Annotated in this window: 21 protein-coding genes, 2 tRNA genes and 1 pseudogene; 11 read left to right on the top strand and 13 right to left on the bottom strand. The window is 42.8% G+C overall.

The window, feature by feature from the left end:
* Positions 1-98: 98 nt before the first annotated feature.
* From H140_RS15635 to thiS, 5 genes and pseudogenes are all read left to right on the top strand, one after another.
* Positions 99-368: pseudogene (locus H140_RS15635) on the top strand (zinc ribbon domain-containing protein).
* A 109-nt stretch (positions 369-477) separates the two neighbouring features.
* Positions 478-855, top strand: coding sequence for a sulfurtransferase TusA family protein (locus tag H140_RS0111890; protein WP_019673882.1), 378 nt, complete (start codon positions 478-480; stop codon positions 853-855).
* Between the two features lie 377 nt (positions 856-1,232).
* Entirely contained in the window at positions 1,233-2,099 is an 867-nt protein-coding gene (gene rpoH, locus H140_RS14620) for an RNA polymerase sigma factor RpoH (protein WP_156819184.1), read from the top strand.
* 79 nt (positions 2,100-2,178) lie between these two features.
* Positions 2,179-2,544, top strand: coding sequence for a DUF423 domain-containing protein (locus tag H140_RS0111880; RefSeq protein WP_019673880.1), 366 nt, complete (start codon positions 2,179-2,181; stop codon positions 2,542-2,544).
* A gap of 72 nt (positions 2,545-2,616) precedes the next feature.
* Positions 2,617-2,817 (top strand): sulfur carrier protein ThiS, encoded by a 201-nt coding sequence (gene thiS, locus H140_RS0111875; protein WP_019673879.1) that lies wholly within the window; start codon positions 2,617-2,619, stop codon positions 2,815-2,817.
* Positions 2,818-3,148: 331 nt separating this feature from the next.
* Here the strand turns inward: thiS and hpf are convergent, their stop codons facing one another.
* On the bottom strand, positions 3,149-3,511 hold the full coding sequence (hpf, locus tag H140_RS0111870; protein WP_019673878.1) for a ribosome hibernation-promoting factor, HPF/YfiA family: 363 nt from the start codon (positions 3,509-3,511) through the stop codon (positions 3,149-3,151).
* 622 nt (positions 3,512-4,133) lie between these two features.
* Complete coding sequence (gene rpoN, locus H140_RS0111865) at positions 4,134-5,666, bottom strand: RNA polymerase factor sigma-54 (protein ID WP_019673877.1); 1,533 nt, start codon at positions 5,664-5,666, stop codon at positions 4,134-4,136.
* A 362-nt stretch (positions 5,667-6,028) separates the two neighbouring features.
* Here rpoN and H140_RS0111860 point away from each other — a divergent pair, with 362 nt between their 5' ends.
* On the top strand, positions 6,029-6,925 hold the full coding sequence (locus H140_RS0111860; protein WP_019673876.1) for a nitrilase-related carbon-nitrogen hydrolase: 897 nt from the start codon (positions 6,029-6,031) through the stop codon (positions 6,923-6,925).
* 202 nt (positions 6,926-7,127) lie between these two features.
* Here the strand turns inward: H140_RS0111860 and H140_RS14615 are convergent, their stop codons facing one another.
* From H140_RS14615 to lptM, 4 genes are all read right to left on the bottom strand, one after another.
* Positions 7,128-8,162, bottom strand: coding sequence for a tyrosine recombinase XerC (locus H140_RS14615; RefSeq protein ID WP_019673875.1), 1,035 nt, complete (start codon positions 8,160-8,162; stop codon positions 7,128-7,130).
* Positions 8,163-8,177: 15 nt separating this feature from the next.
* The gene (dapF, locus tag H140_RS0111850) at positions 8,178-9,065 is read right to left on the bottom strand and encodes a diaminopimelate epimerase (protein WP_019673874.1); all 888 of its coding nucleotides are present in this window, start codon (positions 9,063-9,065) and stop codon (positions 8,178-8,180) included.
* Positions 9,066-9,297: 232 nt separating this feature from the next.
* Positions 9,298-10,662 (bottom strand): diaminopimelate decarboxylase, encoded by a 1,365-nt coding sequence (gene lysA / locus H140_RS0111845; RefSeq protein WP_019673873.1) that lies wholly within the window; start codon positions 10,660-10,662, stop codon positions 9,298-9,300.
* Between the two features lie 229 nt (positions 10,663-10,891).
* Positions 10,892-11,203 (bottom strand): LPS translocon maturation chaperone LptM, encoded by a 312-nt coding sequence (gene lptM / locus H140_RS0111840; RefSeq protein ID WP_019673872.1) that lies wholly within the window; start codon positions 11,201-11,203, stop codon positions 10,892-10,894.
* A gap of 446 nt (positions 11,204-11,649) precedes the next feature.
* On the opposite strand from lptM, the gene H140_RS0111835 reads away from it, so the two are divergent.
* The 5 genes from H140_RS0111835 to H140_RS0111815 all read left to right on the top strand — a co-directional run bounded on the left by H140_RS0111835 (position 11,650) and on the right by H140_RS0111815 (position 17,639).
* Positions 11,650-12,852 (top strand): acetate/propionate family kinase, encoded by a 1,203-nt coding sequence (locus H140_RS0111835; RefSeq protein ID WP_019673871.1) that lies wholly within the window; start codon positions 11,650-11,652, stop codon positions 12,850-12,852.
* 52 nt (positions 12,853-12,904) lie between these two features.
* On the top strand, positions 12,905-15,055 hold the full coding sequence (gene pta, locus H140_RS0111830) for a phosphate acetyltransferase (protein WP_019673870.1): 2,151 nt from the start codon (positions 12,905-12,907) through the stop codon (positions 15,053-15,055).
* Positions 15,056-15,211: 156 nt separating this feature from the next.
* Positions 15,212-16,111 (top strand): nicotinate-nicotinamide nucleotide adenylyltransferase, encoded by a 900-nt coding sequence (locus H140_RS0111825; RefSeq protein ID WP_019673869.1) that lies wholly within the window; start codon positions 15,212-15,214, stop codon positions 16,109-16,111.
* Positions 16,112-16,350: 239 nt separating this feature from the next.
* Positions 16,351-16,755: a ribosome silencing factor gene (rsfS, locus tag H140_RS0111820; protein ID WP_019673868.1), complete on the top strand. Its 405-nt coding sequence runs from the start codon at positions 16,351-16,353 to the stop codon at positions 16,753-16,755.
* Between the two features lie 146 nt (positions 16,756-16,901).
* Positions 16,902-17,639, top strand: a complete 738-nt coding sequence (locus H140_RS0111815; RefSeq protein WP_019673867.1) for a pantothenate kinase — start codon at positions 16,902-16,904, stop codon at positions 17,637-17,639.
* Between the two features lie 337 nt (positions 17,640-17,976).
* On the opposite strand, the gene nemA is transcribed toward H140_RS0111815, so the two are convergent.
* The 7 genes from nemA to tilS form a co-directional block, all read right to left on the bottom strand.
* Complete coding sequence (gene nemA / locus H140_RS0111810) at positions 17,977-19,077, bottom strand: alkene reductase (protein WP_019673866.1); 1,101 nt, start codon at positions 19,075-19,077, stop codon at positions 17,977-17,979.
* Positions 19,078-19,251: 174 nt separating this feature from the next.
* The gene (locus H140_RS0111805) at positions 19,252-19,926 is read right to left on the bottom strand and encodes an RDD family protein (protein ID WP_019673865.1); all 675 of its coding nucleotides are present in this window, start codon (positions 19,924-19,926) and stop codon (positions 19,252-19,254) included.
* Between the two features lie 302 nt (positions 19,927-20,228).
* Positions 20,229-20,305, bottom strand: a tRNA-Arg gene (locus H140_RS0111800).
* Between the two features lie 163 nt (positions 20,306-20,468).
* Positions 20,469-20,558, bottom strand: a tRNA-Ser gene (locus tag H140_RS0111795).
* A 128-nt stretch (positions 20,559-20,686) separates the two neighbouring features.
* A complete protein-coding gene (locus H140_RS0111790; RefSeq protein ID WP_019673864.1) occupies positions 20,687-21,271 on the bottom strand; it encodes a YggT family protein in 585 nt (194 codons plus the stop codon).
* A gap of 154 nt (positions 21,272-21,425) precedes the next feature.
* The gene (gene proC, locus H140_RS0111785; RefSeq protein ID WP_019673863.1) at positions 21,426-22,274 is read right to left on the bottom strand and encodes a pyrroline-5-carboxylate reductase; all 849 of its coding nucleotides are present in this window, start codon (positions 22,272-22,274) and stop codon (positions 21,426-21,428) included.
* Positions 22,275-22,377: 103 nt separating this feature from the next.
* Positions 22,378-24,108, bottom strand: coding sequence for a tRNA lysidine(34) synthetase TilS (tilS, locus tag H140_RS0111780; protein ID WP_019673862.1), 1,731 nt, complete (start codon positions 24,106-24,108; stop codon positions 22,378-22,380).
* Positions 24,109-24,992 lie beyond the last annotated feature (884 nt).

Below are 24,992 nucleotides of genomic sequence, written 5' to 3'. Positions count from 1 at the left end.
TTATACTTTTTCTGAAAAATAACCTATCTTTATCAAGCTCGCTAAACCTACTACTTGTAACGTTTGCACTTGTTTTCTCAATAACTTAATTTTCAGATTTGGTATTAGTTATTGACCTATGGGATAGCTACAACCTGTCTCTATATCAAATTAATACGCTTGAGATAGTAAATAAACGTTACACCACCCAGACTTGCTCACACTGTGGCAAAATAAGCGATAGTAGTCCGAAAGGTAGAGCAGGTCTTGGGATAAGAGAATGGAGGTGTGCTAAGTGTGGCACATGACATGATAGAGAAATCAACGCCAGTAAAAACATTCTTGCGGTCGGGCTTGACCGTCTTGCGGAAGGTATACCTTCGGTTTAGTGAGGGGAGGAAGTCAAACATGGAAATGGCTTATATATACAATTGAAACCATAATTTAGCTGCTTTTTAACCTTTAATTTTTAAACTTTAATTAATGACACTGTAACTTATGATACATATTAACTTACCTGACATAGAGCAAAAAAGACTAGCCACTCACAGCCTACAACAGTTGACAGCAACAAAGCAATCTCAGCTAGAGACCTTAACAGAAGATATTAACCTCACTGCCTTAGTCGATGGCCGTGGACTGGCCTGTCCCATGCCGCTATTAAAGGCCAAAGTGACACTGCGTACTATGAATGAAGGTGATAGTCTTTATATCCTAGCGACAGACCCGAACTCTCAGATTGATTTGGCTGCATTTTGTCAGCAAGCAGGGTTAACATTAGTGATAAATACGGATACTCCATCGAATGCAACCAATAGTTTAGAAAAACTCGATACAATCTTTCACCTCATCATTACCAAAACCAATGGTAACTAGTGGGTACTATCCTTTACAATAGAATTCAATAAAAAGATTACTTTTAAGGTCAAGATATGGCTAATTCTAAACAAAATAAACTGAAAGCAAAAAACAAGGATACCCCACACTCCAAACAAGCAGCACCGGCCGCTGAACTTGAGTCTATTGATGTGGGTGTCGAAGAAACAACAAAAGCTGCCACTAAGACGAAGGCTTCTAGCAAAAACGCTCCTAAACAAGCTGCAACCAAAACGGTCAGTGAGTCATCTAAAGCAAGTAGCTCCTTAAAGGCTAAATCAGAAACAAAAGCAAAAGCCGAGTCCAAAAGTGAGCCTGAAGTACAGCAGTGGGTCAGTGACTATCCCAATACGAACACTCGTGACTTGGTGCCAGCGATGCCAGTCAACCTATCAGCTCCTGGTATTAACCTAGGCGCTTATATGAATTCGGTTCATCAGATTCCTATTCTGACTCCAGAGCAAGAAAAAGAGCTAGCGCATCGTTATTATGACGAAGGAGATGTTGAAGCAGCTCGTATCTTAGTGATGTCGCACTTACGCTTTGTGATCCATATCGCACGTAGCTACTCTGGCTATGGTCTACCTCAAGCCGACTTAATTCAAGAAGGCAACCTAGGACTAATGAAGGCAGTAAAACGCTTTGATCCCAATAAAGGGGTGCGCTTAGTCTCTTTTGCCGTACATTGGATTAAAGCTGAGATTCATGAGTTTGTGATTCGCAACTGGCGTATTGTCAAAGTCGCAACCACCAAAGCGCACCGCAAGCTATTCTTCAACCTACGCAGTCTCAAAAAAACCAACAACCAATTGACCTTAGAAGAAGCTGATGCCATCGCTGCTGATCTCAATGTCACACGCAAGCAAGTACTTGAGATGGAGTCACGCCTTACTTCCTATGACGCATCATTTGAAGCACAAACTGGAGATGATGAGGAAGGTCATTATGCACCGCAGTTGTTTTTGGAAGATGGTGTAGATCCTGCTGAGGTGGTGGAGGATGCAGACTGGGAAGAAAATAATACCAATGCCTTAATGCATGCCATGGATACTCTAGATGATCGCTCACGTGATATCGTTGAGCAACGCTGGTTATCAGAACAAAAGTCAACTCTACATGAGCTGGCCGCTGTATATAACATCTCTGCCGAGCGAGTACGCCAAATCGAAAAAAATGCAATGGATAAAATACGTGAGGCTATGAGCATCGATAGTGTGATTATGCCCAATGAAGATGGCATATAGCCTTAATAACTAAACAGTAAACAGCCAAACGAAATTGCACTACCTTACCCTAAACAGCTAAACAGAGGATTGGCATAATATGAATTGGATTGCGATTGCCGCCATTAATCTGGCGCTTGCCGTAGCACTTGGCGCCTTTGGTGCGCATGGCATCAAAGCCTTCGCTTCACCAGAACAAATGGCATGGTGGCAAACTGCCACACAATACTACTTTTACCATGGCTTAGGATTACTAGCGATAGGCTATCTAATACAACAAGGGCTTATTAAATCTATCGCCGCTTGGCTAATACAGATTGGTATCCTTATTTTTGCAACTACCTTGTATGCTATGACCCTTGGTGCGCCACGCTGGCTTGGTGCCATTACTCCGATTGGCGGTAGTTTAATGGTTATCGGTTGGCTCTGGCTGGCATTTTCCGCTGTTAAAAACACTGCTAATTAAATAGTATATATCATTAACAACGCCTAACTCATTAACTGTTTTCTTTTTAATTTACATAAAAGAGGGAGAGCTATGTATAACTTAAAGATCAATGGAGAACAAATACAAACCGAACAAACCACAGTAAAACCTGTGCTAGATGACTTAAACTTAACCCAAGGACGCTATGCAGTTGAGATCAATGGTGATCTGATCCCAAAATCAGAGCTTGCAGCGATGCCAACTCAAGAAGGTATGGTGATAGAGGTAGTACAGGCTGTTGGTGGTGGTTAATACTGTGAGGATCCTTCTAGAGTGTGTCTTTCATCCGCACAATGATATTTAAATGGACTAAAAATAGTCTCTGTCAGTGATATTTATCAATTCTATACAACCCCCTAAGCAAATACGATTAAAATCCAAACAGCCATTAAGCCGACTCCAGCAAAAAGCCCCTGCTAATTTAGCAAGGGCTTTTTTATATTATACCAAATCTGAAAATTAAGATATCGAGGAAAACAAGTGCAAACGCTACAACGAGTGCAAACGCTACAAATAGTAGGTTTAGCGAGTTTGACAAAGATAGGTTATTTTTCAGAAAAAGGTATTAATAATTGATGCTTCACTAAAACGCCAATGCATCATCTCCAGCACTATCTGTACCTATATACGGCTCTCTACGTTTTGACCCACGTGTTTGACGATCTTGACGAGTTTTATATTTTCGGATCTGACGATCTAGTTTATCTGCCATATCATGAATGGCTTTATACATATCATCATCATAAGACTGGACAAACATTTCTTGACCGGCAACGCGCATAATGGCTTCTGCTTTATGGTTTTTGGTACCGTTATTCAAAGATAAAATAACTTGAATACTTTGGATTTGATCAAAGTGACGTTCAACTTTTGATAGCTTATCCATCACCATATCTTTCATTGCATCGGTAATTGTAATATGGTGGCCACTGATTGAAATGTTCATAGTACTTACATCCTTTTTATTAAGTTTGAGTAGCAAATGCTAACTCAAGATGGCTTTTTATTATTTATAATGAAAATTACAACTTATAATGAAAATTACAACGGCTATTGTTGATTAATTAACGATTAAAAATAAAACCCACTAAGCTTTTTGTCACCAACACTGTTGAGAATTAGTTAATAGCTATTGAAAGCAAATATCCTTATTAGCTCTCTTACTAGCTTTCCCTATCATCCAATTAGATTGCAAGCTTGCAGTGCTCATCTATTATGTTTTTGCTTGCTTAACTTACCCCATATAGACTCCATTTAGCCTATACAGAATAATACTAAAGCAATCAAGTACCTATCATAGGCTTATGTAGATTTATCTGCTTACTTTTGTTGGGACATCTTTAATTTGACATGAAACTTAGATTTATACAAGCAGGTTTATTGTAATTTAATGTAATTAACATATGTCTTTGCATCTAAATCCTATATAATCTGAAATTTTTTATTTTTAAATTAGATAATATGTCTATCTACTGTGTCTATTGTCTATCCTGTACCTGATGCGAGCATTCTCATAGTCAGTAAATCTAATAAAAAATGAGCGAGTCTAAATACAATAGTCGGCAGGTCTAAAACTTCACTTTACGCTGAGTTGATGCGCTGATGCCCATCGCCTCACGATACTTTGCCACCGTTCTACGTGCCACCTCAATCCCTTGTTGCTGTAAATGCTGAGCAATGACACTATCTGATAGCGGTTTTTTGGGATTTTCCTGTTCAATAAGTTCAGCAATCATGGCGCTAATTGCAGTTGCTGATACATTACCATCAGCCCCTGAGACGTGTGATGAAAAAAAGTGTTTTAATGAAAACAACCCTTGCGGTGTTAATATGCTCTTGCTAGTAGTTAATCGCGATACGGTAGACTCATGCAACCCCACCGCATCAGCCACTTCTTTTAAAATAAGTGGCTGCATAGCAGTGGCGCCTTTGATCAAAAACTGTTGCTGTCGTTCAACTATACAGGTAGCAACCTTTAACAAGTTTTGATTACGCTCTTCAATACTACGGATAAATAAGCGGGCATCGATTAAATTATCACGCAAATAAACATTATCTGGACTATTATCGCCACGCTTTATCAAGCTAGCATACTCTTTATTTACCCTAAGTTTAGGCAAGGTTTCTGGATTGAGTGATACCTTCCAAGTACTTTCTTTACCAGTAGCATCTTGCTGTAATTGAACAATAACATCTGGTATATCATACACCTCAGGCGCAGCGTTATATTCTGGCTGAGTATTAACAAAGCTAAGCCCAGGAGCAGCATTCAAGGTGCGAATTAACGCCAAACAAGGTGCGATATCAGTTCGTCTTAATCCAGTTTGTTGTAACAGCTGCTTGATATGATTGCTGACCAATAACTCGTGTGCTTCTAACAAACGCAGGGCTTTATCACGATATGCTACTTTATCAGCATCTAAACCATTAACATCTAAAGCCTTGAGCTGTATCTGTAAACACTCTGCTAAGTTACGTGCACCAACACCTAGTGGTTCGCAATTTTGAATCAATGAGATAACCCTATCTATCTGAGACAACTCAATCTGATTTTTCCAGTTATAAAAGCTGGCCATCTCATCAAAATTGGCTTTTAATTCTGCGGTATCTAACTGGATAAACCCACTGTCATCCATCGCATCAATCAGATAATCAGCTATCATAGCCTCACTCTCAGACAAGTGGCTTAAATTAAGCTGCCAACGTATATGGTCTTGTAGGCTAGTTGCTGTCGTACCTTGATAATCTGTCATTTGCTCGCTATCAGGACGTGCCAATCCAGTACCCGCACTATGAATGTAAATATCTTCCCACTCGGTATCTATTGTCAACTCACCTAACGGATCATCAACCAAGCTTGTCTCTTGATCTAAGGTCGCAACTTCTGTTAGAGCGTCTTTATCTGCTATATTATCTAAGCTGACTGTATCCAACTCATCATCGTCATCTCTCTCTAGTAATGGATTGTTGTCGATCTTATTTTGAACTTCCTGTGCAAGTTCGAGGCTCGACAACTGCAAAAGCTTGATGGCTTGTTGCATTTGTGGCGTAAGTTTTTGTGATGTTGATAGGTTCAGTCCTAAGTTAAATGAAGAGCTCATCATAGGGGGGTTGTTAAATCCTAATTATTTTTATTTTGTTTGATCTGCTTGCAGACCAATACCTATTTATCAGCCTACACAAGTCACTTCTTATTTTATCTTATCATTTATTATTACGCCTTCACCTATGGCTAGAAGCCAACTAACATGATAATCTAAAACCAACATGATAATCTAAAGCGATAAGCCAACTATATATTATCCCACTCTCAACTTATTACAATCCAATGTAGGCTGATGACTTGTAAAGGGTTGAGAGAAAGAGTTGAGAGTGAGGTATATATTACAAAAAAGAGCAACTGGTAACAAAAGTAACTTTAAGATAGCGTAAACTAAAACTGGGTAAAACAACAAGAGTAAAAATGACTTTAGCAACCATTGGATGTGTTCAACTCAACAGTCAATATGATATTGATGCCAACTTAGCTAGCATCGCACATGCCGCTGGACAAGCCAAGCATCAAGGCATACATCTATTAGTCCTACCTGAAAATGCGTGTCGCATGGGCGGACAGCAAGAACTTAGCGAACGCTTTGATGAGATTTCAAGCTGGTATGGCCAGTTGGCATTTCAACATCAGATGTTTATTGTCGCTGGTACCTTGCCTTGCCCTTATCGTCCAGACGGCAAGTCTGTGGCAGATAATAAGTTGCGGCAAGTGAGCCAAATATTTGCCCCAGATGGCAAGCGTCTTGCCCGTTATGACAAGATTCACTTATTCCGAGCGCAAGTGGCCGATAGCACAGGCAGTTATGATGAAGGACGCACGTTTGAGGCTGGTAATACCACAGTTGTCGCCCAGTGCGATATTGGTAACTTAATCGGTATGAGCAATAGTACAGCTCAGGCTGCTGGCTCTGGGGTTATATCGATTGGGATGATGGTGTGCTTTGACTTACGCTTTCCGGCATTGGCTCAGCGCTTACGCCAAGCTGGTGCTGATATCCTGACCGCCCCGTCCGCCTTTACCTATCAGACCGGCAAGGCACACTGGCAACTGCTGCTACAAGCACGTGCGTTAGACTCACAATGCATGGTGGTTGGTGCGGCTCAAGGTGGTACTCATTATACTCAGCACGGCAGCCGAGACACTTGGGGACACAGCAGTATCACCAATGCCAATGGTGAGCTTGTGTCGAGCACCAAGCGCACCGAAATAACTGAGAACTTTGAACTCATTAGCGCAGATTTTGATCGCTCACAGCAGCAATTATGGCGTCAGAACATGCCATTAATTCACTGTCATCGTTTGGCTTAAAGTTAGCATACCCATACAACCTTAATCTCAACTCCTACTCAGGCTACTGCTTTATTAACTCAACACTTTTCATGCAAGATTTGATTATATTTTGCCGAGCTAAAAGCTCTAGCCTTGTGAGCTTTAAGATGTTGTATACACAATCTACAATAGACTTATTTTATACTAAAAATATCCTAGCTTTAGCTTATAAGTACAGATCCTATTTTTTATCGATACGATCAAAAACATCTACCACAGGACCATGCACTGCGCGAGGATGTGCTTTATCATATACTTGGGTTAAGCGTGCAAAGTCTACATGGGTATAAATCTGAGTGGTACTAATATCACTGTGCCCCAGCATCTCTTGTACTGCCCGTAAGTCACCACTACCAGATAACATATGCGAGGCAAAACAGTGGCGCAGCAAATGCGGATACATATTTTGCGCAATACCTGCCCGCGCTGCCGCCACTTTAAGCCGCTGCTGTACCGCACGCGTGGTCAAGCGAGTACCCAGCTTTTCACTAATAAATAATGCCGTATCGCCCTGCTCCTCCCACAAATAGCGATGTGGCAAATAAGTGGTAATGGCTTTGAGCGCTTGGCGACCCACAGGTACCAAGCGGGTTTTATTACCCTTACCTTGCACACGAACCTCGCCACGCTCGCCACTGGCATCAATTCGTAAGTCAGCCACATTGAGCCCAACCAGCTCACCTACCCGCAAGCCACTGCTGTATAAAAGCTCAAACATGGCTTTGTCACGTATCCATAGCCGTGCTTGCTCAGGCATCTCTGGCATAGGCTGCTCAAGCAGTTGCACAATCAAATCCCCATCGGCAATATTGGGCAAAGGCCTTGGCGTGCGCTTTAACTGATAGCCTGTGGTGGGGTTAATCCGTGCCTGCCCCTGCTCAATCAACCAGCCATAAAAATGGCGAATCGCAGACAGCTCTTGCTGCACGCTTGAGATGGCCAGCGCATCAACATCAAGGCGCTGGGCAATAAAGTTGGACAACTGACGTTTATCACAGCGGGTCCAGATTAAATTACGCCCTTCCAAAAAGCACGCCAACTGGTATAAAGCGGCATGATACGCCGCCAGGGTATGCTTAGATAACTGACGCACCGCCAACTGAGACAGCCACTGCTCCACTGGCAATAATAGCGCTTGCATTTCAGCACTGAGTTCTAGTGGTTGCTGCTCATCGTCCAGTTGCTCATTATCTTGCTGCTGTGTGCTTGCTTGCATTGCCATAGCCGTTATTTACGCTGTTTGATTAGGCTTGATACCCGCTTGCGCCATCAGGCCATCTGGGCTAAACACCCCTTCATAAACAAAAGCTGTTGGGCCGGTCATCATCACAGAATAACCAGGTGACCAGCGAATCAATAAGCTACCACCATACAGCTGCGCTCGAATATCCTCCCCTTCATCCAGCCAGCCTTCACGAATACCGGTTGCGACTGCCGCACATGCGCCAGTGCCACAAGCTTGCGTCTCACCCACCCCACGCTCATAGACACGCAAGCGAATATGACGCTGATTCATCACTTGCATAAAGCCGACATTGACCCGCTCTGGGAAAGCTGGATGAGATTCAATGGCTTTACCTAGCTTTTCAACATCTGCGGTCAAAATATCATCAACCTTGATGACAGCATGCGGATTACCCATATTGGCTACATACAGCTGTACTGGGGTGCCATCAACATCTAGATGATAAGCATTTTGAATTTTGGTAATGGCTTTTGGGGTAAAAGGAATCTCAGCAGGCTCAAAGCGAGGCTTGCCCATATCTACCTCAACCCAGCCATAATTATCCGTGGCTAAGGTTAATATGCCAGATTTGGTTTCGACCCGAATACGCTGCTTAAATGACAGCTTACGTGCTTGTACAAAACGGGCAAAACAGCGGGCACCGTTACCGCACTGCTCGACTTCACTACCATCTGAGTTAAAGATACGATAGCGAAAATCGACATCTGGACGCATTGGCGGCTCAACCACCAACAGTTGGTCAAAGCCTATGCCCAAGTTGCGATCTGCCAATAATGAGATAAGTTCTGGTGTTAAGTCCAAGCGCTGGGTAACTAGGTCAATTACCATAAAATCATTGCCTAGACCGTGCATTTTTGTAAATTCAATTAGCATATTACTCTGTTCCTTAGATTTTAGTTATGTCTTATCTTACCATGTGGTTTGTAACAATGATAATTCCTGGTGTGTGTTAAACCAAAAATTTTAACCATATCCTGATACAAAACTGCTATAAGTTTAAAATAAAAAAGCCTGCATATTAAATGCAGGCTTTAATTCATTTTATCAATAGTTGTTACAGATTTAATATATTTAATTAACGACCCATCATTAACTCAGGCAACATCTAGCCTTCAAATACAGACTCTAATTCATATAACTGTTCTATCTTTTCACGTTGACGTACCACCTGATGTTTGTCAGCAGCCACCATGACCTCTGCTGGGCGTGGACGCGAGTTGTAGTTGCTACTCATCACAAAGCCATAAGCCCCTGCACCTGTTATTGCTAGCACGTCACCTACTGCAAGTGATAATAAACGTTGTTTGGCCAAAAAGTCTCCAGTTTCACAAACAGCACCAACAATATCCCAGCTTTTCTCGTTTGGTTTATCATCTGCGCTTGTATGGGCATTGGCATACGACTGACTATGCGTAGGGATCACCGCCATTTGTGCCTGATACAGGGCTGGACGAATTAAGTCATTCATCGCCGCATCAACAATAGCAAAGTTTTTGTGCTTAGTTGGCTTTAATACTTCAGCTTTAGTCAATAAAATTCCAGCATTAGCCACAATACTACGCCCTGGCTCAAACAAGACCTTTAACCCTAACTGTTGCAGCTTAGGTAATAAAGCTGCGGCAAACTCACTGACTTTCGCTACCTCTTCATCAATATATAGCACACCCAAACCACCGCCTAAGTCCACATGTTCAAGCTCAATACCCACATGTTTCAACGCTTCAATCAGCTCAATCACTTTATCTAAAGCAGCAACAAAGGGATCTATTTCTGTTAACTGTGAGCCAATATGACAGTCGATACCGACAATGTTTAAGTGCTCCAATTGCTGTGCATGCTGATAAGCCGCTACTGCAACATCATGACTGATGCCAAATTTGTTATCTTTTAATCCAGTTGAAATATATGGATGAGTTTTGGCATCGACATCTGGATTGACACGAATCGAAATTGGCGCTTGCACACCCAACTTAGCAGCAACTGTATTGAGCGTATCTAGCTCGCTTAACGATTCGACATTAAAGCAACCAATGCCTGCTTGCAATGCTGCTTTTAGTTCAGCAGCAGTTTTACCAACACCAGAGAACACCACTTTACTTGGGTCAGCGCCCACAGCTAGCACTCGAGCTAACTCACCAGCAGATACCAAATCAAACCCAGCGCCTGCTTGTGCTAATACCTTTAATACTGCTAAATTTGAGTTGGCTTTAACTGCGTAACACACTTGATGCTCAATGGCCGCAAAGCTGTCACTATAAGCGTGATAGGCATCTAAGATAGTCTGCTTAGAATAGACATATAAAGGTGTACCATAGTGCTTGACTAGGTCATCGGCACTGACGGCCTCAATGGTTAAGACGCCTTGTTGATAGCTTAGGTTAGGCAGTTGTTTGACAAAGGCTTCAGGCTCAATGCGTAATCCATCTTCGGTATATTCGATGGCGGACTGTGTTGTATTACTCATAGTCATAGTATTGGGGTATCCAAATTCTGGGTATTAAATTAGCGAGGCTAGTATCTGTTGAACATTCACCACATATGTGTTTAAAAACAATTTCATTTTCGTGCACCTGTTTTTACACGAAAAAATAGGCTAAATTCTTCCTACAAAGACGAATGCTCAACAGACCTCTATAAGTTAAGTGAAATAATGTGATAAAACAAGGGATTTTGTTGTTACAAAAGCACTAGAACCTGCTCTAGTAATCAGCAGGATCTTCTGCAGCTGCAGCTTCGATCTGTTTTTGATCGTACTCTAAAGCAGCTTTGGCATCCTCTGACTTGTTACCTTTATATAAAATAAAATCTGTGTTACTCGGTGCATCTTTTGCCAAATACAAATCGCCACTTTGACCACAGCCTGTCAATGATACTAGCGCAATAAAAACTGCCATTAACAAAGCGACACGCCAGCGTTTGATGGCACACATTAACTTGTTGCTGCGGACTGAGCTTGTGTTGGCTATATCAGCCTTGGCAACAGGCTTGGCAAGGTAATAAAGGTTTGACATAAATGACATCCTATATAAGGTCAAACTTAGAGTTGCAACGTCAAAGTAAGATATGATGACAGATAACTAAGTGGTTTGCTATGGTAACAAACTTCTTAAATTTTGCCTAAATGCTTTTTTAAAAAAAGCATTTTCATTAAACGAAGTTTTCACTTTTAACTACTTAATCGCTGTTTTTCCAATAAATCTAAGCTATACTTAGATATTGAGCTTATAGGCGTTCACTCATAATTCAGCACTATTAAAGCCAAATACACTAGCACTCTAACCAAAATAAACACAGAATGTGCTTGCTTTAGGGCTACTGCTGCATTATGGATATGAATTCACTTATAGGCTTAATGCGTGTTAAAGCTATAAGCTATTTATAAAATAGCACAAAAAACCAATACAGCTTAGGGCGCTATATTTTTTTATTTTTCATTTATCTACTGTAAGGATACAACATGAGCGATACTATCATCACCAAACCTACCTTAGTCGTTAACTGTGGCTCTTCTTCTATTAAATACGCGCTAATTAGTGAAGACAATCAACACCGCATAACTGGGCTTGCAGAAAACTTAGGATTAGACGATGCCCATATTGTTCATAAATCACTGGATGGCACTAAAACTGACGTACACATTCCAGGTGCTAACCATAAAGCTGCCTTAGTAAAAATCATGGAGCTACTTGGCGATCAATCACCGATTGCGGTAGGTCACCGTGTGGTACATGGCGGTCGTGAGTTTAGCACAGCAGAAAAAGTCACCCCGCATGTCATTGAAGAGGTCAAGCGCCTAAAAGCATTAGCACCATTACACAACCCTGCTAACGCCACAGGTATTGAAGCAGTACAAGCGATTCACCCAGATCTACCACAAGTGGTCGTATTTGATACTGCCTTCCACCAAACCATGCCACCAAAAGCATTCCGCTACGCCATTCCAAAAGAGATGTATGAAACAGACTTCATTCGCCGTTATGGTTTCCACGGTACATCACACGCTTACTTATCAGAACGTGCCAGCAAGTTAACCAAAGCGGAAGGCCCACATGGCTGGCTGGTTGCCCACTTAGGTAATGGCAGCTCAGCAACTGCTGTTTATAATGGTGAAAGCTTAGATACCAGTATGGGACTTACGCCATTAGAAGGATTGATGATGGGTACACGCTGTGGTGATGTTGACCCAAGCCTACATATTCACCTAAAACGTACTTTAGGTCTAAACCTAGAAGAAATTGATACCATTTTGAACAAAGAAAGTGGGCTATTGGGTGTCTCTGGCGTTTCAAATGATATGCGTACAGTCGAGGCCATCGCCAATAATGACTCTCATCCACATCAAAAAGATGCGCAACTGGCGGTCGAGATGTTCTGCTATCGTGCTGGTAAATACTTAGCGTCACTTTCTTGTGCCCTACCTGATTTAACCGGTATTGTCTTCTCTGGCGGTATTGGTGAAAACTCGGCAACTATCCGCACCCGTATCCTTGATGTGATGCGTCACTTTGATGTTGAGATTGATAGCAGCAAAAACGATGCTTTATTTGGTGGTGGCGAAGGTAGCTTCCATACTGAAAACAGCCGCTATGAGCTATGGGTAATTCCAACCGATGAAGAGTTCCAAATTGCTCAAGAAACCAGAAAGGTTTTAGGCCTGTAACATAATAAAAAAACGATAAAACAAATAACTTTTAATAAATAAGGACTGCTTTATGCAAACTATCTTACTGGTGCCTACCGGTCGAAGCGTTGGCTTAACTTCTGCCGCTCTTGGCTTGATTAAGGCATTAGACTCTATCGGCATCCAAGCCAACTTTAGTAAGCCATTTTTGCAAGATGACTCCCATGATGCGCAACAAACATTAGACAGCTCAAGCGAACTTGCCAAACAAGTATTTGGGCTTAATCCACCCGATTCCATTCCACGTGATCGCTTAGAGCGCATGATGAACTCAGGTAACACTGACGATCTGATGGAAGAAGTGGTTAGTAATATCCAAAATGCTGTCGCAGATACCAACAGCCTTGTTATCTGTGAAGGCTTGGTGCCAACAGAAGAAGCCAACTACGCATCACAAATGAACTATGCACTGGCAATCGCACTAGATGCTAAGGTTATTTTTGTCAGCGTAGCAGACTTGGACAATCCAAAACAACTGGCCGAAAAAATTGACGGTTATGCCCGTATTTTTGGAGGTCTATCTTCTGAGCGTACGCTAGGCAGCATCTTAATGCGCGCTAAAAATATAACAGCAGATCCAGATGCTCACCATATTTCACCTGGCGAGGCCAAAGTAACTCTAGACTCAAGCTTTATCCAAGCCATGCAGTCACATTCACCAAAGTTTGCTACCGATGCATTTCATGTCATTGGCGTTATCCCCTTTAGTAATAGCTTATCAGTCCCCCGCACTTGGGATATCGGTCAAGGGCTACACGCCAACTGGCTTAACGAAGGCGCTGCCAAAAAGCGCCGAGTGTTAAACACCAGCCTAACTGCACGCACTATTTCACGTGTGGGTGAAGTCTTTAGCAAAGGCACTCTAATCGTTACCCCTGGTGATCGTGATGACTTATTATTGGCCAGCGCCATGGCAGCAGTTAATAACATCGAAATGGCAGGTATTGTATTAACCGGTGACATTGTCCCTAATGACACCGTGTTTGAGCTATGCCAGCCAGCCCTAAAAGCAGGGCTACCGATCATGAGCGTGGCAACTAATAGCTTTGAAACCGTCACCAATCTCACCAACTTAAGTAATGAAATTCCAAAAGATGACATCGAACGTGCAGAAGCAGTTACTGGCTTTGTCGCTGCCCATCTTGATGTGGATTGGTTAAAAAACTATGTTGGCCGTGACTATAAACCACGCTTATCACCTTCTGCTTTCCGTAATCAAGTGGTTAGAAAAGCGCAAGGTGCCAAAATGCGTGTTGTGTTGCCAGAAGGTGAAGAACCTCGCACTATTGAAGCGGCTACCATCTGTCAAAAACGTGGTATTGCTAAATGTGTCTTGCTAGGTAATGCAGATAAAATTGCAGAAGTCGCCAAAGACCGTGGCGTCACCTTACCAGAGGACATCGAGATCATAGATCCAAGTCAACTCAATCTGGATAAGTACATCAAGGCATTTGTTGAGCGTCGCAAAGGCAAAGCAACCGAAGAACAGGCTGCCAAAGAACTAGAAGATACTGTTGTTCTCGGAACCACCATGCTGTACTTAGATGAAGTCGATGGTCTAGTATCTGGTGCAATCCACACAACGGCCAATACCGTACGCCCAGCCTTCCAGTTAATTAAAACGGCACCTCAATACTCACTGGTATCGTCTATTTTCTTTATGCTACTACCCGAACAAGTGGTGGTCTATGGTGACTGTGCGATTAACCCAGATCCAAATGCTGAACAGTTGGCTGAAATTGCTATTCAATCTGCTGCATCAGCAAAAGCCTTTGGCATTGAACCAAAAGTAGCTATGATCAGCTACTCAACTGGTGCTTCAGGTACAGGAGATGATGTTGAAAAAGTCAAACAAGCGACCCAAGTTGTGCGTGAGCGTGCCCCAGACTTATTAGTTGACGGCCCATTACAATATGACGCCGCATCAGTGCTGAGTGTCGGTAAGCAAAAAGCGCCAGACTCACCTGTTGCTGGTCAAGCCAACGTCTTTATCTTCCCTGACTTAAATACAGGTAACACCACGTATAAAGCCGTACAGCGCAGTGCCAATGTGGTGAGTGTTGGCCCTATGCTACAAGGCTTAAACAAGCCTGTGAACGACCTATCTCGTGGTGCTTTGGTTGATGACATTGTGTATACCATTGCATTGACAGCGATTCAGGCCAGCAGCTCTGACGTATAGACGTGTAATATATAGACGTGTAACCGTCTCATACTAAAACAACCGTTAAACAAATAGCCAACCCTGCGTTGGCTATTTTTATGGATTATGAGTTATGCTATTGCCTTTCTTTTTATTTTTCGCTAACTCTGACTCTGATAAAAAATAAGCCAATCAATGATGACTGACAAGAAAACTCAATCAAAGACATCTGCAAACACACAGGCATTGCCGATATATATTTATCTGGGCGGATCATTTGATCCAGTACATAACAGTCATTTAACCATGCTTACTCATGTTGTTCAAAGCTTGGCATCAAACACCCCTACTTTAAGTCAGTTAAATCAGTCAGAAACATACTCAAAACACCAACAGTCTACCTTGCTAAATAAAGCGTCTATTAACGCTTACTTGATGCCTGCATCACGCTCACCACTAAAACAAAACAGCAGTAATCCTGAACACAGGCTTAACATGCTGACCTTAGCAATTACTGATTTTTATCATCACAGTCCATCATATCTTAAACAAAGTGGCCTACGAGACCGTCCGCAACATAGCCAACAACACATACACAACCAACAACACAAAAAAGCTGACAACAAAACAACCGCATCGCCACCCACTATTGGCATCTGTGAAGCAGAAATATGGCAGATACCGCCAACCTACACCATAGACACTCTGAGCACCCTACGTACTCAGCATCCTGAGGCCAGTCTTATTTTTATTGTTGGTGCTGATAATATTGCCAACCTATCCAAATGGCGTGAGGGTGATAAATTGACGCAATTTGCTCATTTATGGATCTTTCCACGAGATAATTTACAATATAAACAGCAAATTATTGAGCTACTGCCAGAGCGATTAAGAGCGCAAGTGACAGATTCAATAAATGACTTGAAAACTGAGCATAAAGGACGCATATACATAGATTCAACAAGCGTTGCACCTATTTCAAGTACTGCTATACGCCAAGCAATTATTGACGATGATCATGATGTTGCAAAAACTACTTTGCCAGCGCCTGTATATTCGTATATCATGAAAAACAATTTGTATGCACAAAGCTGATATGGCGTTGCAATATCAGGGGTTTTGCATTGAAAAAACATAAATCGCATCTCACGCCTTTATACAACTCTACTATATATAACTCTGATATTTCAAATACCTGACTCAAACGAATACTTAACTTTTGTTAATAAACCAAATAAACTTGCTGGTTGATTTACTGATTAATCAATTAGCTGATTTAATAAACCGATTTACTTACAAACTAATTGACACATAAACAACCTGATAGGATAACCATGACCATAGACTCACAACACAACACCCCAATGACAGATGAACGTTTACAACAATGCTTAACCATGGTGCAAGAAGCACTGGCTGATGTAAAAGCAAAAAACATCACCGTCCTAAACGTCGCAGACCTAACCGATGTAATGGAGTATATGGTCATTGCTGAAGGCACATCCAAGCGCCATGTCAATGCTCAAGCTGACCAACTTGGTGCGATTGCCAAAAAATCAGGATTTATGCCGCTTGGCCGTGAAGGTGAAAAAGACAGCGACTGGACATTGGTCGATTTGGGCGGTGTAGTCGTACATATTATGACCAAGCAAGCACGTGAGTTTTATGACTTAGAAGGCTTATGGTCATCACCTGAAGAGCTAAAAAAACTTGTCGCACGTGATTTAAGTGAACGCTAATCTAGCCGCCTAATTTATTGGTTTAGTCACTTGAGCATTGAATTACTTACAGACTTGTTCACTAATTAAACTTCCTATTAAACACTCAGCTAAACACCCAGCTTAATTCACTAACAGCAGCCGCTTAGCCAACACAAGGAGTATTTATGGCAAACCTATGGCTAGACTTAGGCAATACCCGCCTTAAATACTGGCTAACCGATGACGTGGGACAAATCATCACTAGTGATGCCAAGCAGCACCTACAAGCGCCGGCTGAACTGTTAATTGGCTTTGCTGACCGCTTTGCTAATTTGGCGCCCGAATTTATCGGCGTTTCCTCTGTGCTGGGTGAAAAGGTCAATGCTCAGGTGGCGCAGACGTTGGCTACTTTAGACATTCCTTTTGAGTTTGTGCATGTCGATGCCTGCCATACGCTGTTAACCAGTGATTATGATGCCACCCAATTGGGCGTAGATCGCTGGTTGCAAATCTTAGGAGCGGTAGATCGCAATAAGCGCCAATGTATTATTGGCTGTGGTACAGCGGTGACCATTGACTTAGCAGATCATGCACATCATCTGGGTGGCTATATTTTCCCTAATATTTATTTGCAACGTGAAGCGCTGTTTTCTGGCACCAAGCAAATTAGTATTAGCCAAGGTACTTTTAGCAGTATTAGCCCTGGCACCACCACCTCAGCTGCAGTACACAGAGGAATTTTGCTGTCGATTGTGGGCGCTATTAATGAAATAGCTAGGCATAATCCAAATTACGAATTCACCTTAACTGGAGGTGATGCGCCAATATTGGCGCAGCATTTAACGCATCCGATTCATATTCGAGAGAACTTACTGCTCAATGGCTTAATGCGCTACTTTGAGCTACACGCTCCTAGTAAATAAAATTAAACCACCATATTTCTAGGGACTATATGGTTTTTATCGCCTTTTATATCGTGCATAATCACTAGAAAAATAGTCACAAAACAGCTGTTAAAACAGTCAATAAAAACAACCTAAAACAGTCAATAAAAAAACCAGTTACACAGCCTGAGCAAATAAAAAATGCCCTGCTAAAAATATTAGTGGGGCATTTTTATATTTAAAATTGTTTTTTCTGTGAATTCATTATACCAAATCTGAAAATTAAGATATCGAGGAAAACGAGTGCAAACGCTACAAGTAGTAGATTTAGCGAGTTTGACAAAGATAGGTTATTTTTCAGAAAAGGTGTTAGTTATTAATCCATAAAAGGATAGTCTATATAACCGACCGCACCGCCACCATAAAAAGACTGAGGGCGCTGTTCGTTTAACGCCGCCCCTTTGGCAATACGCTGCGCCAAATCAGGGTTAGCAATATAATCACGTCCAAAGGCCACCGCATCAATCAAGCCTTCTGAAATTAGCTTCTCTGCTTTTTCTGGCGTATAACCACCCGCTGCGATAATGCTATTATCAAAAGCCTGACGTATTTTTTGTCTAAACTCAGTAGAATAAGGCTGACCGCCTGCCCAGTCTGGCTCAGATAAATGCAAATACATTAAGCCATGCTTGTTGATTTGCTCAATTAACCACACCGCCTCCTCTTCATTATAGCCGCCATCGACATTATTAAAGCTGCCTAATGGAGAAATACGAATCCCGACATGGTCTTTATCCCAAGCCTTCACACACGCTTCAATGACTTCTAGCATCAAGCGGGCACGGTTGTCACAGCTACCACCATAATTATCAGTACGCTGGTTGGTATGCTCAGCCCAAAATTGATGCAATAAATATCCATGAGCAGCATGGATTTCGATACCATCAAACCCCGCTTGTTTGGCATACCTAGTCGCTTGTGCAAAATCTGCCACTACTTGCTGAATTTCTTCAATGCTGGCTGCACGTGGTGTGGTGCTGTCAACCCGTATAGGATGGCCTAAACCATCTCGCAAACTAGTGCGCACACCAACCTTAATCGCCGAAGCTGAAATTGGGGCCAGCCCTTCTGGCTGTAAGCTGTTATGCGATACCAAGCCTGTATGCCACAGTTGCACCACAATTTTACCACCTTTAGCATGAACCGCATCGACAATGACTTTCCACGCAGCCATCTGCTCTTCATTGTGCAAACCTGGCGCACCTGCATAGCCTTTTGCTTGCGCCGATACTTGTGTGGCTTCAGCGATTACTAAGCCAGCCCCTGCACGCTGTGAGTAGTATTCAGTAGCCAAAATATTAGGCATATCAGATGGCTCAATAGCGCGCAAGCGAGTAAGTGGCGCCATAAATATTCTATTTTTGAACTGCTGGCCACCCATATTAATTGGTTCAAGTACTTTGGTATAAGTCGTCATTGCATTGCCCTCTTTGTTTTTAATATGAGTTTTAGTTTAGTATGAGTTTAATATGAATTCTCTACTCTACTTCAACTATAAGATATGAGGTAAGAAAAAACGATTTAAAGGGCAAACAGTTATTACTTACAATTTGTTATCTTGATGCTTAACCGCTATGTTTATGCTTAACTGCTATGACTTGTGACGCTTTTTTTTTCGCAATGACTTAAGCAGTCCCTCATGGTGAATTTTTGGCATTTTTAATGTCACTGTCCCTGACAGCATATCGTGTACGGCCAAGCCACCGCGATTAAAAAGACAAAACACATAGTTAAACATTAACCCAAAAAAAGCACTGAACAGCATTGCCCAGCGTGAGCCGTGTAACGCATAACCTATCATACCGCACACCACAGGCACCAAACAGGCGGCCAAAATACGCTTAATGGTCTTTGCCCACGTCAGCAGTTGCCCTTGGCTGTCTACCGTCTTTAACCGCCACGTTTGCATCCCTAACGTCTGACCTGCACGTCGCCAAAACAGCCCATAAAAACCTATCAAGGTTAATACAAAAGCCGGTGTTAACACCAAATTTTGATACCAGCGAGGCAAGGTTTGTGCCTGATCTGAAGTAACTCCAGTTTCCATCGTCATCAAGGTGCCAAGCACCGTCAACACCGTACCCACCAAAAATAATAAGGCCAAAATCAGCATCCCATCATAGACAATGGCAATCATCCGCACCCCCGCTTTAGCAATCTCAGGCTCACCAGAAATATGAACCCCTTCAATACCAGTTGGGCGTAACTGTTTACGAGCGGTGTTTGGCTTTGCTGTCGGACGTGGTGATAACTTATTTTTAGACATATGAATACAGACAACCTAAGTTTGATAAGTACGTAATAAAGTAAGCACCGTATTGTAGCTTATTTTAGCATCTGGAGCATAACCGTTATCTATCGGCTAAGTTTTAGTCAAAAGAGGTTAGCTTAACCAATATAAGCCAGAGTGGAGTAAAGAGCAGAAGGTATAAGAAAAGAAAATATGAGAGGTAAAGAGAAGACTAGATGAGAGTAGATAGAATTAGAAAGGAAGATTAAATAAAAAAGTCAAAAAACAGACATAAAAAAATCGCCAAACATGGGCGATTAATTTGATATGTCGGTAAATGGTGCGCCTGGAGAGATTCGAACTCCCGACCCCTTAGTTCGTAGCCAAGTGCTCTATCCAACTGAGCTACAGGCGCATATTGTCTTGTCAACAATGATCTAACTATTTTCTATCAACTTAACTTATCAGCCTAAACTTAAATAAGTTGGCGTTAACAGGATGGCTATTATAACCATATTTTTTTAGCTGTCAATATCTTTTTTAACTTTTTATCGATTAAAATAAAACATCAAAATAAATGGCGGTGAAGGAGGGATTCGAACCCTCGATACGCGTTAACGTATACACCCTTAGCAGGGGTGCGGTTTCAGCCACTCACCCACTTCACCGTAACTGCTAAAATACACAAATGAGAGTAAGATTACTAAGATCATTTACCTCATGTTGTGGGCGTGTATTATAGCAAACCAAAACCAGTTTGCAAGCCTGATTTGCATTTTTTCCAAAATTAAACGCATTATCCCAACATAGGCAATAAGTTTTGCGCAATAATTTTGACAAAAATCTGGATTAATAACAACCCAAAAATAGCCACAATAGGCGATAAATCAAGCATACCTAAGTTTGGCGTAATCCGGCGAAACGGTGCCAGTATCGGCTCTGCCATCTGAACAATAATATCAAAGATGGGATGCATCTTTTGAGTCAACACCACAATCCAGCTGATAATAATAGAACCAATAATCAAATAACGCGCCACACTTAAAAAACTTAAAATTAAAGCCAAACTGCCCTCAAAAAATAAATGCACTGGCGTATAGCCATGAGCCGGATACCCATGTGCGCCCAAAGCAGAGTTGCCGGACAAATCTATCAGCTTTAAGATAAATAACAGCACAATGGCCGCCAAATTTACACGGCCATCACCGACGGTCGGAAAGATACGGCCAAACACATCGACAATGCCTGTGGCTTTATAAGCAGGTGCTACCGCAGGGTTGCTGCGATCTAACCCTGCAAACTGCAACATAAAGCGAATAAAGATAAGCAACATGGCAAAACTAATCACCATGTTAAATAATGGAACAAAAGAACTAGACATTCAGCACACTCTTACTAATTTAAGGATGAATCATAGGGCTATAAAATAAGTAGACAAAAAAACCAAACCCAAAACATGATTCGAAAGTTAACTCATAGGATAATCGGTTTGGCTTAATTTTCCCACTGTTTTAGCAAATTTTTAACCACTGCGTTTATTGTGCCAACTCTTGGCTTATCTGCTCACTACGCTCATAACAAGCCTGCATCGCCTGTGCGATAATTTGATGAAAATCATGCTGTTGTAACGACTCAATCGCCGCTTGGGTGGTGCCATTTGGTGAGGTTACTTTACGGCGCAGCTCAGCTGGCGTTTCATCACTGGCAATGGCCATTTGTGCCGCTCCCAAAGCAGTTTGCATCGTTAAAGCCGCTGCTTGCTTTTCATCCAGTCCCATACGGACTCCAGCATCTATCATCGCTTCTAGCATATAAAAGAAGTAAGCTGGCGCAGAGCCTGACACGGCGGTGACCGCATGTAACTGATCTTCATTTGTCACCCAGCTGATAAGACCTGCTGCCGACATCAGTTTTGCCGCCAACTGCTTATCTGAGTCGCTAATACTGGTGTTAGCATACAGCCCAGTCGCCCCCTTTTGAATCATCGCTGGCGTATTGGGCATGGCGCGCACAATATTTTGATAACCGCCCAGCATCTGACTTAGGCTTTGCGTAGACAGCCCAGCGGCCACCGAGATGACCAACTGCTTATCCAATACTGGAGCAAAGTCAGCAACCACCTTGCTCATCACCTGAGGCTTAACGGCCAACACCACCACATCGGCAGTTGTCACCGCAATGTGTGCATTGTCTGTGTCTGTATTGGCGGTGGGATCAACCGTTTGAATCTGTCTGTCTATCAGACTGCCTCTGATGGCCTCAGAAGGATCTGCCACTGTGATATCAGCGGGCTTTACACCACGCCCAAGCAGTCCACTAATCAAGGCTTGCGCCATATTACCACCACCAATAAAACTGATTTTTTTTCCGATTAACTCTGACATTCACTGCCTCGCTGATTGTTCGCTATTATTTTTATTGAAACTGGAAACTGGAAACTGGAAACTGGCAATTAGTGTACCACAACCCCTACTTGATTAAAGCACTCTAAACCCGCTCAAACACCTCACAAGTTAACTGCTGACTGGCAACCATCTGTTGCAACTGCTTTGCCAATGGGCTTTGTAACACTACTATCTTATTTGTAGTCACCAAAAATAGTACCACCACAGGTAGGTTGGTATCCAACACTAAAGAACACAGCACCACAGAAGCACGCATAAAGCTGGGTTGACCGATGGTTTGTAGCAACTTCTTACCCGCTTTACGCCCGCTACGACCAGCCAGCGCCAGCTTTAACTGTCGTGGCAGTGGCTCAAATTTTAGATAGGCATTTGTATCACATTTAGCTTGTGTACTCTCATCATCTACTTGCTTGGTATCCTTAACCTGCTTGCTCTCCTTAACCTGCTTTATTTCCTCAGTGAGCTTTGATAATTGCTCATGAATTAACACCATCAACTGTGGCACACCATGTAGTTGCCAGTCAAATACCAAATCTTTGGCTTTTAACGACACATGATACTTTGAAGGCAAGTCCAACTTTAAGCTATCATCTGCATCGCAATTAAAGCCAGCACCTGCATCAAAACTCAAGTCGATATCTGGCTCAAAACTATCAAACTGCAACCTTTGGGTTACCGGCTCAATATCCAGCCACGCATCCCACGCCACACTCAACCGATATAAGTGTTGTTGATAACGTCGAATATGATACTGCTCACCACGACTGTCCCAATACAAACAGGTTTGATGATCTGGATTGTCACGTACTGCTAACGCCAACACCGCATCGACCAAGCGCTTTGACGGCGCCAAATCTTCTGGCAAAGGCGACAGCCACGTATGTATCAGTGAAGACTGACGTGGGTAAGACAGGCGCAACAAACGCTCAATATCCAACACAGACTGCCAATAACAGGCTTCAAGATCTGTGGTTTGCGTATCCACCAACACCCTTGCCAAATCCGACTGCACCTGATCTGTAATAATACTATCCGCTGCCTGCAGCAACTGACTGCTACGCGCAATCGCTTCAGCCGCCTGCGGATAACGCTGCAACACACAAGGCATCAACACACTACGCAGCCACGCCCTATCATTCATCTGCGCCCTATCCTGCAACTGTGCTTCAGCCAATACAGAGGCACCTGCGTCTACATCCATCACATTCGTCGGATCATCGATATAATCCAACTGTTGCGCCTGTGCATACGCCGTAATCTGCGCCCGTGACACCTCCAACCAAGGACGCCACAGCACCACCTGCTTATCCGCACCACCTTTTATAGACCACGCCCGCATACCACCCAGCCCAGTTACCCCAGCGCCTGTAAACAGACGCATCAACACCGTCTCAACCTGATCATCCTGATGGTGCCCAAGCATTAAGACATCCCCAGCGTTCATCACCTGCAACATCGCCTCATAGCGGGCATTGCGAGCACCTTGCTCACTCTTATCCTGCAAATCCAAAGTCAACACCTGACACGCCATATTCTGCGCCTGCGCCCACCGCATCACCTGCTGAGACCACGCCATATTCGCCTCTTGCATGCCATGATTGACATGCAGCAGCTGAGGCAAAAACGGCAACCGACCGGCATCAAACAACTGCCGACACAAAATCGCCAAACTCAGCGAATCACGTCCACCACTACACGCCAACCACACCCGCCGACCCCGTAGCGCCTGCGCATATGCCGCTACACTCGCCAACAACGCCTCAGTCAACACCACCTCAGTCAACAACGCACCTGCCATCACATCCTCACCCATCGACCCATCATTGCACCAGTCTACAACAAATCCATGCCAATAAAACACCCCAAAAAACTACCCAACCAACATCACCAAACAAACAACCCAATAAACAACTCAACAAACAACAGGAGCCCATCCTGCTTTTCGCTGCTATCTGCCCGTCATACTGAGGCATTTGCTAAGCGATGCGCTGTCTCTTACTTCGTGAGCCACCGCATCGCAAGCGCATGCAACTCGTTCTGCCAGCCAGTATATCCGCTTCAATCAGGGCTAAACCGCACCTTCAATTCACACTCACTGCGAAAGTCTCCCTTTGAAAAAGGAGGACTTTAGATAATGCCCGATGTGTAGCGTGGGTGTCGCAACGCAAAAACCCACGGGAAAATAAACAGGACGCGGGTTCAACTCCCGCCATCTCCACCAATTTTTATTAATAAAATCAAAGCTTATAAAATAGGGCTTCTTTGGTGGGTTACCCTCGCTTAAAATGCTCTGCGAGCATTTACGCTCACTAACGCCACCCTACGCCACACATTAAATCACAATCCACATTCGCTGGGTGTCGTTCCTCCACGCCAGCCTACATCGTTCATCAAATGACGACTTGTACAAGGTTTGACTCCCTTCCTTTTTCAAAGCATAGGTATCTACACAATTGGTAACAGCTCATAAACCTGTTAGAATAAATTAGTATGGCATAGAGAAAATGGAGCTAGATACGAGGCTCATTAAACGATATCAACAACTCGTACGTAATCACACACACCTAAATGGTTATCTACACACAGGTATGAAAGCTACCATTAATAATCAAAGTAGTTTCGCTCAAACACAAGCATTATGGCGTTTTATTCACAATGATAAAGTCAGCTACCAAATGCTTAACGAACCCTTGATGG

This window comes from Psychrobacter lutiphocae DSM 21542 (genome assembly GCF_000382145.1).
GTDB classification, from domain to species: Bacteria; Pseudomonadota; Gammaproteobacteria; order Pseudomonadales; family Moraxellaceae; genus Psychrobacter; species Psychrobacter lutiphocae.
The sequence above is the reverse complement of the archived record's forward strand: the minus strand, read 5'-3'. Positions and strand labels throughout refer to the sequence as shown.

Bases quoted from the DNA above. Each gene is read 5' to 3' on its own strand.
- H140_RS0111890 (WP_019673882.1), top strand. From the start codon at position 478: ATGATACATATTAACTTACCTGACATAGAGCAAAAAAGACTAGCCACT.
- rpoH (WP_156819184.1), top strand. From the start codon at position 1,233: ATGCCAGTCAACCTATCAGCTCCTGGTATTAACCTAGGCGCTTATATG.
- H140_RS0111880 (WP_019673880.1), top strand. From the start codon at position 2,179: ATGAATTGGATTGCGATTGCCGCCATTAATCTGGCGCTTGCCGTAGCA.
- thiS (WP_019673879.1), top strand. From the start codon at position 2,617: ATGTATAACTTAAAGATCAATGGAGAACAAATACAAACCGAACAAACC.
- hpf (WP_019673878.1), bottom strand. From the start codon at position 3,511: ATGAACATTTCAATCAGTGGCCACCATATTACAATTACCGATGCAATG.
- rpoN (WP_019673877.1), bottom strand. From the start codon at position 5,666: ATGAGCTCTTCATTTAACTTAGGACTGAACCTATCAACATCACAAAAA.
- H140_RS0111860 (WP_019673876.1), top strand. From the start codon at position 6,029: ATGACTTTAGCAACCATTGGATGTGTTCAACTCAACAGTCAATATGAT.
- H140_RS14615 (WP_019673875.1), bottom strand. From the start codon at position 8,162: ATGCAAGCAAGCACACAGCAGCAAGATAATGAGCAACTGGACGATGAG.
- dapF (WP_019673874.1), bottom strand. From the start codon at position 9,065: ATGCTAATTGAATTTACAAAAATGCACGGTCTAGGCAATGATTTTATG.
- lysA (WP_019673873.1), bottom strand. From the start codon at position 10,662: ATGACTATGAGTAATACAACACAGTCCGCCATCGAATATACCGAAGAT.
- lptM (WP_019673872.1), bottom strand. From the start codon at position 11,203: ATGTCAAACCTTTATTACCTTGCCAAGCCTGTTGCCAAGGCTGATATA.
- H140_RS0111835 (WP_019673871.1), top strand. From the start codon at position 11,650: ATGAGCGATACTATCATCACCAAACCTACCTTAGTCGTTAACTGTGGC.
- pta (WP_019673870.1), top strand. From the start codon at position 12,905: ATGCAAACTATCTTACTGGTGCCTACCGGTCGAAGCGTTGGCTTAACT.
- H140_RS0111825 (WP_019673869.1), top strand. From the start codon at position 15,212: ATGATGACTGACAAGAAAACTCAATCAAAGACATCTGCAAACACACAG.
- rsfS (WP_019673868.1), top strand. From the start codon at position 16,351: ATGACCATAGACTCACAACACAACACCCCAATGACAGATGAACGTTTA.
- H140_RS0111815 (WP_019673867.1), top strand. From the start codon at position 16,902: ATGGCAAACCTATGGCTAGACTTAGGCAATACCCGCCTTAAATACTGG.
- nemA (WP_019673866.1), bottom strand. From the start codon at position 19,077: ATGACGACTTATACCAAAGTACTTGAACCAATTAATATGGGTGGCCAG.
- H140_RS0111805 (WP_019673865.1), bottom strand. From the start codon at position 19,926: ATGTCTAAAAATAAGTTATCACCACGTCCGACAGCAAAGCCAAACACC.
- H140_RS0111790 (WP_019673864.1), bottom strand. From the start codon at position 21,271: ATGTCTAGTTCTTTTGTTCCATTATTTAACATGGTGATTAGTTTTGCC.
- proC (WP_019673863.1), bottom strand. From the start codon at position 22,274: ATGTCAGAGTTAATCGGAAAAAAAATCAGTTTTATTGGTGGTGGTAAT.
- tilS (WP_019673862.1), bottom strand. From the start codon at position 24,108: ATGGGTGAGGATGTGATGGCAGGTGCGTTGTTGACTGAGGTGGTGTTG.